Origin of the sequence: Micromonospora cynarisoli (assembly GCF_030518815.1) — a bacterium.
In the GTDB taxonomy this organism is placed as follows: Bacteria; Actinomycetota; Actinomycetes; order Mycobacteriales; family Micromonosporaceae; genus Micromonospora; species Micromonospora wenchangensis.
The window spans coordinates 3,592,597-3,605,330 of sequence record NZ_CP130426.1 but is presented as its reverse complement, the minus strand read 5'-3'; the positions used below and the strand labels follow the sequence as shown (position 1 = coordinate 3,605,330).

The 12,734-nt window shown below is 72.5% G+C and carries 12 protein-coding genes and 2 tRNA genes; 11 read left to right on the top strand and 3 right to left on the bottom strand.

The genetic code is table 11. The features are described from left to right. The first annotated feature begins 31 nt into the window (after positions 1-31). From Q2K16_RS15235 to Q2K16_RS15210, 6 genes are all read left to right on the top strand, one after another. Positions 32-3,025 (top strand): UPF0182 family membrane protein, encoded by a 2,994-nt coding sequence (locus tag Q2K16_RS15235; RefSeq protein WP_302746210.1) that lies wholly within the window; start codon positions 32-34, stop codon positions 3,023-3,025. A 145-nt stretch (positions 3,026-3,170) separates the two neighbouring features. Then, positions 3,171-3,680 (top strand): SigE family RNA polymerase sigma factor, encoded by a 510-nt coding sequence (locus tag Q2K16_RS15230; protein ID WP_145921578.1) that lies wholly within the window; start codon positions 3,171-3,173, stop codon positions 3,678-3,680. After that, positions 3,670-4,614, top strand: coding sequence for a hypothetical protein (locus Q2K16_RS15225; RefSeq protein ID WP_302746209.1), 945 nt, complete (start codon positions 3,670-3,672; stop codon positions 4,612-4,614). The genes Q2K16_RS15230 and Q2K16_RS15225 overlap by 11 nt, the downstream gene beginning before the upstream one ends. 56 nt (positions 4,615-4,670) lie before the next feature. Next, positions 4,671-4,744 (top strand) — tRNA-Met (locus Q2K16_RS15220). A gap of 219 nt (positions 4,745-4,963) precedes the next feature. After that, positions 4,964-5,037 (top strand) — tRNA-Met (locus Q2K16_RS15215). A gap of 119 nt (positions 5,038-5,156) precedes the next feature. Further along, positions 5,157-5,426, top strand: coding sequence for a hypothetical protein (locus Q2K16_RS15210; protein ID WP_302746208.1), 270 nt, complete (start codon positions 5,157-5,159; stop codon positions 5,424-5,426). A gap of 28 nt (positions 5,427-5,454) precedes the next feature. Here the strand turns inward: Q2K16_RS15210 and Q2K16_RS15205 are convergent, their stop codons facing one another. After that, on the bottom strand, positions 5,455-6,786 hold the full coding sequence (locus Q2K16_RS15205; RefSeq protein WP_302746206.1) for an ABC transporter substrate-binding protein: 1,332 nt from the start codon (positions 6,784-6,786) through the stop codon (positions 5,455-5,457). 132 nt (positions 6,787-6,918) lie between these two features. Between Q2K16_RS15205 and Q2K16_RS15200 the strand changes: the two genes are divergently transcribed. Next, complete coding sequence (locus Q2K16_RS15200; protein ID WP_302746204.1) at positions 6,919-7,752, top strand: phosphoribosylaminoimidazolesuccinocarboxamide synthase; 834 nt, start codon at positions 6,919-6,921, stop codon at positions 7,750-7,752. A 45-nt stretch (positions 7,753-7,797) separates the two neighbouring features. Here the strand turns inward: Q2K16_RS15200 and Q2K16_RS15195 are convergent, their stop codons facing one another. Both Q2K16_RS15195 and Q2K16_RS15190 read right to left on the bottom strand, forming a co-directional pair. After that, positions 7,798-9,810 carry a WXG100 family type VII secretion target gene (locus tag Q2K16_RS15195; protein ID WP_302746202.1) on the bottom strand — a complete coding sequence of 671 codons (2,013 nt, stop codon included), beginning with the start codon at positions 9,808-9,810 and terminating at the stop codon, positions 7,798-7,800. A 15-nt stretch (positions 9,811-9,825) separates the two neighbouring features. Next, positions 9,826-10,872, bottom strand: a complete 1,047-nt coding sequence (locus Q2K16_RS15190) for a WXG100 family type VII secretion target (RefSeq protein ID WP_302746201.1) — start codon at positions 10,870-10,872, stop codon at positions 9,826-9,828. 248 nt (positions 10,873-11,120) lie between these two features. On the opposite strand from Q2K16_RS15190, the gene Q2K16_RS15185 reads away from it, so the two are divergent. The 4 genes from Q2K16_RS15185 (at position 11,121) to Q2K16_RS15170 (ending at position 12,727) form a co-directional block, all read left to right on the top strand. After that, a complete protein-coding gene (locus Q2K16_RS15185; protein ID WP_228544714.1) occupies positions 11,121-11,480 on the top strand; it encodes a WXG100 family type VII secretion target in 360 nt (119 codons plus the stop codon). 80 nt (positions 11,481-11,560) lie between these two features. Beyond that, complete coding sequence (locus tag Q2K16_RS15180) at positions 11,561-11,851, top strand: WXG100 family type VII secretion target (protein WP_302746198.1); 291 nt, start codon at positions 11,561-11,563, stop codon at positions 11,849-11,851. 110 nt (positions 11,852-11,961) lie between these two features. Next, positions 11,962-12,363, top strand: a complete 402-nt coding sequence (locus Q2K16_RS15175; RefSeq protein WP_088644221.1) for a YbaB/EbfC family nucleoid-associated protein — start codon at positions 11,962-11,964, stop codon at positions 12,361-12,363. Beyond that, a complete protein-coding gene (locus Q2K16_RS15170) occupies positions 12,356-12,727 on the top strand; it encodes a hypothetical protein (protein ID WP_302746196.1) in 372 nt (123 codons plus the stop codon). The genes Q2K16_RS15175 and Q2K16_RS15170 overlap by 8 nt, the downstream gene beginning before the upstream one ends. Positions 12,728-12,734: the final 7 nt, after the last annotated feature.

Genomic DNA, 12,734 nt, shown 5'->3' with positions numbered 1-12,734 from the left:
CACATCGAGCGTGCGGAGCCAAACAGTGGCCATGCGTAGCAGCCCCCTGCCGAGGATGAGTCGGCGCGGACGCGTCACCATCGGGGTCCTGGTCGGGGTGTTCCTCCTGTTCACCCTGCTGGGCTGGGGGGTGCAGGCGTGGACCGACTGGCTGTGGTTCGACGAGGTCCGCTACACCCAGGTCTTCACCGGCGTGCTGCTCACCCGGTTGCTGCTCTTCCTCGCCGTCGGGCTCGGCCTGGCCGTGTTCGTGGGCGGGAACCTGTGGCTGGCGTACCGGTTGCGGCCGAAGCTGCGCCCGCACTCGCTGGAGCAGGCCACCCTGGAGCGGTACCGGATGCTCCTCACGCCGCGCATCGGCACCTGGATCAGCCTGACCGCCGTGGTGCTCGGCCTGTTCGCCGGGCTCTCCGCGCAGGGCCGGTGGAGCCAGTGGCTGCTGTTCCGCAACGGCGGCGACTTCGGCGTCAAGGACCCGGAGTTCGGCATCGACGTCGGCTTCTACGTCTTCCAGCTGCCGTTCTGGCGCTACCTGCTCGGGGTCGGCTTCACCGCGGTGGTGCTGGCGCTGATCGGTGCGCTGGCCGTGCACTACGTCTTCGGCGGGGTGCGCCTGCAGGGCGTCGGTGACCGGATGACCAACGCCGCGCGGGCCCACCTGAGCACGCTGGTCGCGGTCTTCGTCCTGCTCAAGGCCGTCGCGTACGTGCTGGACCGGCGGGCCATGCTGCTGGAGTACAACGAGGGCGCCAAGCTGTACGGCGCCGGCTACGCCGACGTCAACGCGCTGCTGCCGGCCAAGGAGATCCTGGCGTACATCTCGGTGGTGGTGGCCATCGCCATCATCGTGTTCTCCAACGCGGTGATGCGGAACCTGGTCTGGCCGGGCATCTCGCTGGCGCTGCTCGGGGTCTCCGCCGTCGCGATCGGTGGCATCTACCCCTGGGCGGTGCAGACCTTCGAGGTCAAGCCGAGCGCCCGGGACAAGGAGGCCCCGTACATCCAGCGCAGCATCGACGCCACCCGCAACGCCTTCGACATATCCGAGGTGCAGACCGAGGGGTACGCGGCGAGCAACCTGGTGCCGCCGGCCAGCCTGGCCACCGACACCTCGGTGGTGCCGAACGTCCGGCTGCTCGACCCACAGCTCGTCTCCGAGACGTACACCCAGCTCCAGCAGGTCCGGGGGTTCTACGACTTCGGTCCCAAGCTGGACATCGACAGGTACTCGGTGGAGAACAAGACCTCCGACTACGTGGTCGGGGTCCGGGAGATCAACTACGGCGAGCTGACCGACCAGCAGAACAACTGGATCAACCGGCACACCGTCTACACCCACGGCTACGGCCTGGTCGCGGCCCCGGCCAACCAGGTCGTCTGCGGCGGTCAGCCGTACTTCGTCTCCGGCTTCCTCGGCGAGAAGGCGCAGGAGGCGTGCTCCTCGCAGGCCGAGCAGATCCCGGCCAGCCAGCCGCGGATCTACTACGGCGAGCGGATGCAGCCCGACGACTACGCCATCGTCGGCCAGACCCGCGCGGACAAGGACGTCGAGTTCGACCGGCCCACCCCGACCACCGGCGGCGAGCAGTACTACACCTACACCGGTGAGGGTGGCGTCGAGATCGGCTCGTTCACCAGGCGGCTGCTCTACTCGATCAAGGAGCAGGAGACGAACTTCCTGCTCTCCGAGGCGGTCAACGACAACTCCAAGCTGCTGTACGTGCGCAACCCCCGGGACCGGGTGGAGAAGGTCGCGCCGTTCCTCACCCTCGACGGCGACCCGTACCCGGCGGTGGTGGGCGGCAAGATCCAGTGGATCATCGACGGCTACACCACGGCCGCGACCTACCCGTACGCCGAGCGGATCAACCTCCAGCAGGAGACCACCGACGAGCTGACCAACCGGGGCACGTTCCAACTCGCCCGCGAGAACGTCAACTACATGCGCAACTCGGTGAAGGCTACCGTCGACGCGTACGACGGCACGGTCCGGCTCTACGAGTTCGACGACGGCGACCCGGTGCTCAAGGCGTGGAACAAGGCGTTCGGCGGGGATCTGGTGCTGCCCAAGAGCGCCATCCCGGCCGACCTGGCCGCCCACTTCCGCTACCCGGCCGACATGTTCAAGGTGCAGCGCAACCTGCTCACCAAGTTCCACGTCACCAACCCCGGCGACTTCTACTCCGGCCAGGACTTCTGGCAGGTGCCGAACGTGCCGGACGCGCCGGACAGCGGGCAGAAGCAGCCGCCGTACTACCTGTTCACCCAGTTCCCCAACCAGGACGCGCCCCGGTTCCAGCTCACCTCGGCGGTCACCCCGAACGGCAGGCAGAACCTCGCCGCGCTGATCTCCGGGTCGTACGTCGACGGGCGGCCGAAGCTGGAGGTGCTGGAGCTGCCCGACCAGACCCGGATCTCCGGCCCGGTGCAGGTGCACCAACAGATGACCAACAACGCGACCATCCGGACCGAGCTGAACCTGCTCTCCTCCAACCAGGCCCAGGTGCAGTACGGCAACCTGCTGTCGCTGCCGTTCGGCAACGGGATGCTCTACGTGGAGCCGGTCTACGTCAAGAGCAACCAGCAGGACGCGTACCCGTTGTTGCAGAAGGTGCTCCTGTCGTACGGCGACGGCGGCTCGTACGTGGTGCTGGCCAACAACGTCACCGACGGCATCAAGCAGCTCGTCGAGCAGGGCAAACGGGCCGGGCAGGGGACCACCCCACCGCCGGGTGGCGAGACGCCGCCCCCGGGCGGCACCCCGCCGTCCCCCTCGCCCACGGCCTCGCCCGGGGCGAGCACCCCACCGCCCAGCGCCGACCTGGCCGCCGCCACCCAGCGGGTCCAGGCGGCCATCGCCGAGGTCAAGGCCGCGCAGGCGTCCGGCGACTTCGAGCGGTACGGCCGCGCGTTGAAGGCGCTGGACGAGGCGATCACCGCCTTCCAGCAGGCCCAGCAGGGCAACCCGGCGAGCGCGTCCAGCGGTAACCCGCCCGCCTCACCGACGCCTTCCGGTGGCGGCTGACCCGCCCGCTCCCGCGTCGGCGGGGCCCACGATCCGGACCGGGGTCGTGGGCTCCGTCGCTTTTCCGACCTGTCGTCCCGCAACCTGACGATGCCGCTGACCGTCTCCAGTGCAGGTGGCCGGGACGGGGGGACGTGGTGCGGGCATGAGGGACGAGCGGAGTTTCGACGAGTTCTACCGGAGCACCTCGGCGCGGACCCTGCGCTACGGTCACGCCGTGGCGGGCGACCACGGTGAGGCACAGGACCTCGTCCAGGAGGCGTACGCCCGCGCCTGGCGACAGTGGGGCCGGCTGGCGCAGCACCCCGCGCCGGAGGCGTGGCTGCGGCTGGTGGTCAGCCGGTTGGCCGCCGACCGGTTCCGCCGGTTACGGAGCTGGCGGACGGCGCTGAGCCGTACCGGGCCACCGGAGGACGTACGACCACCAGGTGAGGACACCGTGCTGCTGGTGGCCGCGCTGCGGCAGCTACCCGCCAACCAGCGTCAGGCGCTGGCCCTGCACTACCTGTTCGACATGCCGGTGGAGGAGATAGCCCGGGAGGCCCGGGTGCCCAGCGGCACCGTGAAGTCGTGGCTGTCCCGGGGGCGGTCCCGGCTGGCCGAGCTGCTCCCCGGCGTCTCGGCGAAGGAGCTGGAGGTCAACGATGTCGCGTGAGCTGCACCGTTTCTACCGGTCGTTGGCGCAGGACACCGACCCGGGCGGCCTGGTTCCGCCCGCCCTGGTCCGTCGGTACGCCGACCGGCGGGCCCGGCTGCGGGCGGCGGCGGGGGTGCTGGCCGTGGCCGCCCTGGTGGGCGGGACGGCGGCCGGCACCCGGTTCGTGTCCACCGCCGCGCCCAGCACGCCGGCCGGGCCGCCCTCCTCCCCGTCCACCAGCGCCGTCGCGGTGCCCGCCCCGGCGGTGTCGCCGGCGGCGACCATGACCTCCGTCCCGACCGCGTCCGCGCCCACCGGTTCCGCCAGCCGGTCGCCGGCCCGCACTGTCGGTCCGACCGTCACGTCGCCGGCCGGCCGACCGCCGACCGCGATCCCCGACGCGGCCTTCTTCACCCTCGCCGCGGCCAACGACACCGGCATGCGGCCGACGTTCACCACCGGGCCGGCGCTGCCGCAGCTGTGCGGCGCACACCCCGGCGACGCAGGTGTCGTCCAGCGCCGGGGCCGCGCCCTGGCCTTCCGGTACGCCGACACCCCCAAGGGGTACGTCCCGGACGGCAGCTACCGGCACACCATCACCCTGTACCGGGCCGGCCGCGCCGAGGACGTGCTCGATGAGCTGCGGGCTGCGGTGCGGGACTGCCCGGTCCAGCAGTCGTCCGACACCCCGGGGGTGACGTCCCGGTACCGGCTGCTCGGCGGGGGCGGCTACGGCGACGAGTCGGTGCTGTTCGAGCTGCGCCGGTCGTACTCCGAAGGGGCGGGTGACCCGGCCGGAGAGGACGAGATCCGGCTGGTCCGGGCGATCCGGCTCGGGGACGTGGTGACCGTGCTCTGGGAGCAGGGCTGGGAGGGCACGTCCAGTGACAGGTCGCAGGTGGACGCCGACAGCCGGCGGGCGGTGGACGCGCTCCGGGACTGGCTGGACTGACCACCGGGTGGCGTTTTGCGGGCCCGGGGGTCGGTAGGCTACGGTTAACCAGCCGACGCGGGGTGGAGCAGCTCGGTAGCTCGCTGGGCTCATAACCCAGAGGTCGCAGGTTCAAATCCTGTCCCCGCTACTCGTTCGACAGGCCCCGGAGGTTCACCTCCGGGGCCTGTCGCGTTTCCGCCTCGGCATCGGTGGGCCTGCCGTGGCGTCGGGAATCGGCGTACCGCAGTCGGCGAGCGGACAGGTGCGGGCGGCAGGTGACCCCGGCGGGCATCCTGAGCTGGGCGGACGGTGGATCGGGGGGCCGGCCGATCTCCGTCGGGCGGATGGGTTAGGCTTAACGGGCCGACGCGGGGTGGAGCAGCTCGGTAGCTCGCTGGGCTCATAACCCAGAGGTCGCAGGTTCAAATCCTGTCCCCGCTACTCGTTCGACAGGCCCCGGAGGTTCACCTCCGGGGCCTGTCGCCGTTTTCCGGTGTCCCGTCCGGAGCCGGTACGGGCTTCGGGGTGCCGGACTTGCCGCCCTCGGTCAGGATGAGGGCATGTCTACTGAGATCAGGTCGTCAACAGGGATCACATGGTGGGGCCGGCTGAGCGCGGTCCTCGGCGCGGTCGTGCTCTCGGTCTTCGTGCCGGCGGCCGCGTGGGCGTCGACCGGCACCGGCGAGTTGGTGGTGGAGGCGGCCCGGCGGCGGTCCCGCGGCGGCGGGTTCGGCGTCCTCGGGCTGCTCTGCTGCCTGGTGGTGGTCGGCGGCATCGTCCTGCTGGTGGTGCTGCTGACCCGCAACCGGCGCAACCGCCCGCCCCGCTGATCCACGACCGGCGTCACCGCCTGTCCCGTCACCGGGCCAGGGCCGCCTGGGCCCGGGCCATGAACTGTGTCGTCGCCGCCCGCGCCCCGGAGCGTCCCGCGCGGATGCTCCGGGCCGCCTCGGTGAGCAGGGCACGCACCTCGTTGTGCCCCCTCGGGGGTGGCGCGGGTGCCGGGCCGACCTGCTGGTGCAGCGCCTCACCGAGGGCGGCGACCCGTTCGGCCAGCGGATCGTCGAGGGTCTGGACGACCGCCTGGCGTACGGTCAGGCTGGCCGGCAGGCCCCGCTCGGTGCCGAGGAGCCGGCCCACCTCCACGCTGCCGGTGAGGAAGTCGACCACGTCGGCCACCAACCCCGGGTGCCGGGTGCCCCGGAACCCGGCCCAGTACATCGACGCCCGGTCCCACTGGGCGGCCCGGGGGCCGGGAAATCCGACGAGGGCCAACTCGTCCTCGCTGTAGCGCTGAAGCTCCGGAAACTGGTGCGACCAGGCGAACGAGGCGGCGGTGTGCCCGCTGACCACCAGCTGCCGGGCCGGCTCGCCACCGTCGGCGCGGTCCACCAGGGCGGCGGCCGGGGTGGCCCGTTGGCTGCGGGCCCGCTCCCAGAACTCGAACCAGTCCAGCAGCGCGGCCGAGCCGAAACCCAACTGGCGTCCCTGGTAGAACTTGGTGCCCAACCCGCGCAGCCAGAGCCACAGCGCCCGGTGGTCGCCCGACGGGTCCATCGAGCCGGCGACCCGGCCCCGGCTGGCCCGGGTCACCCCGGCGGCCCAGCTCAGATAGTCGGCCCAGGTCATCGAGGTGGTCGGTTCGGCGACCCCGAGCCGGCGCAGCAGGTCGCGGTTGACCACCACGGCGGCGTGGGTCTGCGCGGCCGGGACGCCGTACACCCGGTCGTCGATCTTTGCGTAGTCGACCAGGCCGGGCGGCAGGGTGTTCAGGTTGATCCGGCCGTCGTCGACGTAGCCGCCCAGGTCGAGCAGGATGCCGCGCTGGGCGTAGTCGCCGAGCATCGAGTCGTCGATCTGGAACAGGTCGGGCACGTTGCCGCCCCCGGCCTGGGTGGCGAGCCGCTCGTAGTAGCCGCCCTGCCCCTGCCAGGTCACCCGGAAGGTGACCTGCGGGTTGCGGGCCGAGTACAGCCGCAGGGCCCGTTCGGTGGCCTCGGCCCGTCTGGTGCCGCCGTACCAGAAGACCGACAGCTCCACCGGGCCGTCCGGTGCCGGCGACTCCGCCTCGCCGCCGCACCCGCTCAGCCCGCCCGTGGCCAGCACCGGGACACCGAGAAGCGCGCCGAGCAGCCGCCGCCGGGCCGGGTCGACGCCGGGCCGGATCAGCGGGGGACGCACAGCGGACACAGGGTGCTCCTGGGGACGGGCGGGCCGGTAGCCGGACCATTCACGCAGGTGGCGCGGCCGGGTGTCAACGCCCGCCCGGCCCGCCCGGGTGGGCGACCCGGCCGGCGTCGTCCGCGTGGTGTACTAGGGCACGTGGAACTTCTGCACTCGGGCAAGGTCCGGGACGTCTACGCGGACGGCGACGACCTGATCCTGGTCGCCTCCGACCGGATCTCCGTCTACGACGTGGTGCTGCCCACCCCGATCCCCGACAAGGGGCGGCTGCTCACCGCCCTGTCGCTCTGGTGGTTCGAGCAGTTGGCCGACCTGGTGCCGCACCACGTCATCTCGACCACCGACGTGCCCGCCGAGTTCGCCGGGCGGGCGATCCGCTGCCGCCGGCTGGACATGGTGCCCGTCGAGTGCGTGGCCCGGGGCTACCTGACCGGCGGTGGCCTCAAGGAGTACGAGCGCACCGGCGCAGTCTCCGGCGTGCCGCTACCGCGTGGCCTGGTCGAGGCGTCGATCCTGCCGGAGCCGATCTTCACCCCGTCGACCAAGGCACCGGCCGGGGAGCACGACGAGCCGATCACCTTCGCCGACGTGGTGGACAAGGTGGGTGCGGAGACCGCCGAGCGGCTGCGCCAGATCACCCTGGACGTCTACCGGCGGGGCGCGGAACTCGCCGCCGACCGGGGCATCCTGGTCGCCGACACCAAGATCGAACTGGGTTGGGCGGCGGACGGCACCCTGGTCCTCGGCGACGAGGTGCTCACCTCCGACTCGTCGCGCTACTGGCCGGCCGAGTCGTACCAGCCGGGCCGGGCCCAGTTCTCCTACGACAAGCAGTACGTCCGGGACTGGGCGACCGGTAGCGGCTGGGACAAGCGGTCCCCCGCGCCCGAGGTCCCGGCCGACGTGGTCGAGGCGACCCGGGCCCGTTACGTCGACGTCTACGAACGGTTGACCGGCGAACGCTGGTCCTGACCCGCCGCCTTCCGGCCGGCCCGGGACGGGCCGGCCGGAAAGCGGTCAGTTGCCGCCCAGGACGGTCTTCGGCTCGGCCCGGTAGGAGCGGTCCCCGGCCTGCTTGCCGAGCACACCACCGCCCGGCGTCTCCACACTGAACGCCTGCTCGTCGGTGACGATCCCCGGACCGTCGTGGTGCTCGTCCCGGTCGTCCCGCTTCGCGGCGGTGGTCCGCCGGGGGGCCAGCTCCGGTGGCACCGGCTGGCCGCCGCGCGCCTGCCGGGGCGTCGGCTCGGCCGACGGCCGGCCACGCAACGCGCCCGGCACCTCCTCCAGCCGGGACACCCGACCCCCGGACAGCGGCGCGGCCGGCGCGTCCAGCACCGGCGCGGTCGCCTCCGACCGGCCGTCACCCAACCACTCGCCGCCCGGCGTCGCCGGCCGTGCCGCACCGGCCCGGTCACGGCGCTTCGACCGGGGCGCAGCGGTCACCCCGGCACCCCGGGCCGGGCTGCCCAGCACGGGCGGGGCGGTGCCCGGCCGGGTCGGCGTCGAGGCGTCGCCGGCCCGACCACCGGCGGCACCGCCGGACGTACGTCGCGCCTCCGGATGCCGGTTCTGCAACACCGGCACGGTGGTCTCCCCGGCCGGCCGGCCGAACAGGTCCTCGTCGCCGGCACCCGCGCGAACGGTGCCCCGCCGGGCCGGGTCCGCCTGTTCCCCGCTGCCCGGCCGGCGGGAGGCCGGGGAGTGCGGGGAACCGCCCGCCGGGGTGCCCCGGGCACCGGCCGGCGGGGCCGCCGTCGACGGGGCGCCGGGACCACGCAGCCCGTTCGGCGGCGCGGCCCGGCCGCCTGTCGGTGGCGGGGTGGCGCTCGCGCCGGGGGACCGCAACGACGCCTGGGGCGGCTCGCTGACCGCAGGCGCTCCGGCACCACCGCGCAGCACCCCGCTGCGCAGCCCACCGCGCTCGCCGGTGAGCCCGTCGAGGCCCGGTGGTCGGGCCAGCCCGGCCCGGCCCGCGCCGGTGGCGTTGGCGTTCACGCCGTTCAGACCGGGCGCTCCGGTGGACAGGCCGGGTGGCGGCGCGACCAGGGGCGGCACCACCGGCGGCGGTGCCACGGCGGGACCCGCCCGGTTGCCGGTGTCCGGCGTCGGGGTCGGCGCACCGGCCTCCGGGGGCGGCCTGAGCGTGTCCAGCACCTGCCGGGCCAACTGGTCCGGATCACTCGGCGTGGGCCGGGGCACCGGCCGCACCGACGCCGGGGGCGGGGTCGCCCCGACCCCCGGCGGGCGGGCACCGGGCGGCCCCACCGGCGGCGGGGCGCCCACCGGCCCGCGCCACGGCGGGTGACCGACCGGGTTGAGCACCGCGTCCATCGGGAAGAACGGCGGGCCGTGCCCGCCACTGACCTTGCTCAACGTGTCGAAGTAGTCGTCAGCGGTGCGCCTGGCCAACTCCTGCGCCCGGCGGTTGTACTCCTCCTGCTTCTCCCGCACCGCCTCGGCCTCGGCCGCCTGGATGCCCTTCTCGCCGTCGTACAGGCCCAGGGTGAAGCCCTGCTTGAAGCCCTCGGAGAACTGCGTCCAGCCGTCGGAGTTCTTCGCGTCGTCGATGGCGTCCTGGTATTCCGTCCAGAGCCGGTCCATCTCCGCCCGGGAGTCCCGGGCGATGCCGACCATCGCCCGCAGCGCTGTCACGTTGTGCTGGGCCGCGTCCATCCACTCGTCGAGGTACGCCAGCGTCTTGCCCGGCCCCGCCTTGAGGAACGCGTCGCGGGCCTGCGGTGACTGCCAGTGCTCGTCGTGCAGGGTCTGACTGGCGGACAGCAACTGCTGGTGGATGCTCTGCAACAGGTTGTAGGCGTTCTGCCACTGGTCGGCCAGCGCCGAGATGTCCTCCGGGTGCTGCCCCAGCACCTGCTGGCGGACCGTCTCGATGGTGGCCCCGCCCTCGCCGCCGGGCGCCGGGGTGAACTTCAGGTCCGGGTTCTCGGGCGGCATGACGTACCGGGTGCCCTCGCCGCGCGGACCGCCGTGCGCGTACGTCGCCTGGGCGCCCCAGTAGTCGGCCATGGTGTCCTCCCGGGCTCAGATGCCGTAGTCGTGCTGCTTGATCTCGTCCAGCGCCCGCTTGGCGGGGGAGTCGGTCAGCTCGGCCGGGTCCACGCCCTCGGTGTCCTGACCGATGTGCAGCTCCTGCGTGACGGTGCCCTTACCGTCGGTCGTGGTGATCGTGTGCGTCCCGTCGGCGTGCTGCGCGTCGACCCGGGTGGCGGTCGGCTTGTCCCCGGCGTCGAGCTGCTCGCTGGTCACCGTACGACCGCCGTCGACGCCGTACGACGTGGTCTCCCGGCTGCCGCCGGTGCGCCGGCCCTCGGCGTCGGTGTTGGTGGTGGTGACCACCGTCGAGTTGCCGGTCACGACCGTGGTCGTCCGGCTGGTGCTGCTGTCGAGCACCTTGCCGGTGGCGTCGGTCGTGGTGGTGACCGTCTCGGTGCCCACGCCACCGGGCAGGGACCGCTGCACGATGGTGCGTACCACGCCGCCGGGGCCGAGCGCGGTGAAGGTGATGCTGCCGTCCGGGGCGACCCGGGGCTGGCCCTGGTCGACGAACTGCTCGGGGGTCGGCGCGGTGGTGGCCTGCCCGCCCGACACCGTTTCGAGGTACTGGTCCCACCAGGTCTTGCCGGAGACGAACGGCGGCAGCCCGGCCGGGCGAGGCGCGTCGGCCTCGCCGAAGGCGAACCGGACGGCGTCCAGCGAGGCCGCCGACCAGCCGTCGGTGTTGGCGTAGGCGTCCGCCACCGTCTGCGCGGCCATGCCGATGTTGGTCAGCGCCGCGCCCAGGTAGGTCAGGTACTGCTGGAACTCGGCATAGTTGAGGGTGAGCTGGGTGCGGACGTAGACGCCCTCGGGCAGCGCGGCACCCTCCCAGGCGCGGTGCGGCAACTGGCCGAGCTGGCTCAACCGGCCACCGTGGCCCTGCAGGTTCTCCTGGATGACGACCATGTTCTTGCCGTAGTCGACCAGCCCGTCCGGATCGACGTCGACGGGTTTCTGATCGGCCAGCCAGTCGGTCCGGGTGTTCTGGTCGGTCTCGTGCTGGTACGGGTTGCTGCCGTCGTCCTCCGCCACCGAACCTCCCCTGGTGCGGCGGGCCCCCGCCCGAGTGTCACCGGAAATCGTCCCGAGCGTAACCGCTGTCGACCACCGCCGGGACCCGGTACCGCCGTCGTCGCCTCCCGGACCAGCCACTCTGGACGAAGTGAGGTGGCCCGATTCGTTACGGGGCGCTACCGTCAGGGTCGGCCACGACGGCCACCACCATCAAGGGGACGCTTCCCTGACCGGGGGGCGCAAGCAGAGGAGCGGGTGAGTCCACCTTGACCGACACTCCGGGACTGGGTCAGGTTCACGCCACCCAGGAACAGCTGAACGCGATGGCGAAACGGTGCAACGAGACCGGCGAGGGCCTCGCACTGGGCATGGCGCGACTCGTCGAACGGGTGCAGGCGTTGGGCGGCAGTGGCATGCGCGGCTCAGCCAACAACGCGCTTCAGGACGTCTCCGTGCAGCTCAACGACGGTCTGAAGAAGATCATCTCGGCGCTCGACGAGCTGTCCGGCAAGATGACCAGCGCCGCCACGCAGTACGGCATGAACGACGAGGACGCCGCGACCGAGATCCGCAACGCCGCCGCCGAGACCGGCGACGCCAGCGTGATGAGCATCCTGCGCGGCTGACGCCGCCGGTATCCGCTGCGGCCACGTCGGCCCTCCCCGGGCGAACCGTGCCGCTGTGACCAGCGAAAGGTGACCTTCCAGTGAGCAGTCCCATCACCTACAACTTCGGCCAGATCTCCGATGTGGCCACCGCCATCGGCACCTACCAGGGCCAGATGGACGGCAGCCTCCAGGACCTCTACACCCAGTTCACCCAGCTCTTCGCGGCGGACTGGCAGGGCCCGGCGGGGCAGGCCTGCGACGAGGCCCGGCAGAAGTGGAACCAGGGCGCCACCGAGATCAAGGAGGCGCTGAACCGGGTCGGCGTGAAGCTCGGCGCGTCGGCCGAGCGGATGCAGCAGGTCGACCAGCAGATCGCCGCCGGCATGTGACCGGTCCGGCCCGACGCCCTCCGACCCGGAGGGCGTCGGGCCGGTGGGGCAGCCGGGGCCGGGCCGCCCCGGTTAGGCTGCCCGTCGGAAGGGACCTCGGGGGAGGGACGATGGAGGAACGACCGAACTTCGGCGCGTTGACCGCCATGATCGGTGACCTCAAGAAGGCCTGGTCCGGAATGGACGACGTGCAGCGCCGGATGCTCCGGGTGACCGGCACGGCCTGGTCGGACGACCGCACCGTCAAGGCGGTCGTCGGCCCCCGGGGGCACCTGCTGGAGCTGGACATCGACCCCCGGGTGTTCCGCAACCCCAACTCCAAGGCCCTCGCCGCCACCATCGTGGCGACCGTCCGGCTCGCCGTGGAGGACGCCGCCGAGCAGTCCCGCGAGATCCTCGACGGCAGCCTCGCCCCCGACCTGCGCCGGATGGCCCCCGGCGGCGCGCAGCTGGAGAAACTGCTGCACAGTCACGACGCCGACGTGCGCCTGAAGGGGGACGACGATGAGTAGCTTCGTCGAGATCAAGACGAGCGTCGCCGACATCCTCGGCATCGCCAACCGGCTCCGGATCAACGGGCAGTCGATGTCCACCGCGATGGACGGCAAGCTCGGCGCGATCACCGGACTGGAGGCCGCGCCCGGGACGCTGCCGCGCGACGAGTTCACCGAGGAGTTCCTCAAGACGTACCACAAGTCGGTCGAGGTCCCCGGCGGCGGCGGGCAGCAGATGAACGAGGCCATCAAGGCCACCGTGCCCAAGCTCGGCGAGGCGATGGACAAGCTCGGCGCGTACGTGGCCGACGCCATGTGGAGCTACACCGGCACCGACGACGACAACGCCACCGACATCGACCGGGCCGGTGGCCGGCACTGACCCGAGG

Bases quoted from the DNA above. Each gene is read 5' to 3' on its own strand.
- Q2K16_RS15235 (WP_302746210.1), top strand. From the start codon at position 32: ATGCGTAGCAGCCCCCTGCCGAGGATGAGTCGGCGCGGACGCGTCACC.
- Q2K16_RS15230 (WP_145921578.1), top strand. From the start codon at position 3,171: ATGAGGGACGAGCGGAGTTTCGACGAGTTCTACCGGAGCACCTCGGCG.
- Q2K16_RS15225 (WP_302746209.1), top strand. From the start codon at position 3,670: ATGTCGCGTGAGCTGCACCGTTTCTACCGGTCGTTGGCGCAGGACACC.
- Q2K16_RS15210 (WP_302746208.1), top strand. From the start codon at position 5,157: ATGTCTACTGAGATCAGGTCGTCAACAGGGATCACATGGTGGGGCCGG.
- Q2K16_RS15195 (WP_302746202.1), bottom strand. From the start codon at position 9,810: ATGGCCGACTACTGGGGCGCCCAGGCGACGTACGCGCACGGCGGTCCG.
- Q2K16_RS15175 (WP_088644221.1), top strand. From the start codon at position 11,962: ATGGAGGAACGACCGAACTTCGGCGCGTTGACCGCCATGATCGGTGAC.
- Q2K16_RS15170 (WP_302746196.1), top strand. From the start codon at position 12,356: ATGAGTAGCTTCGTCGAGATCAAGACGAGCGTCGCCGACATCCTCGGC.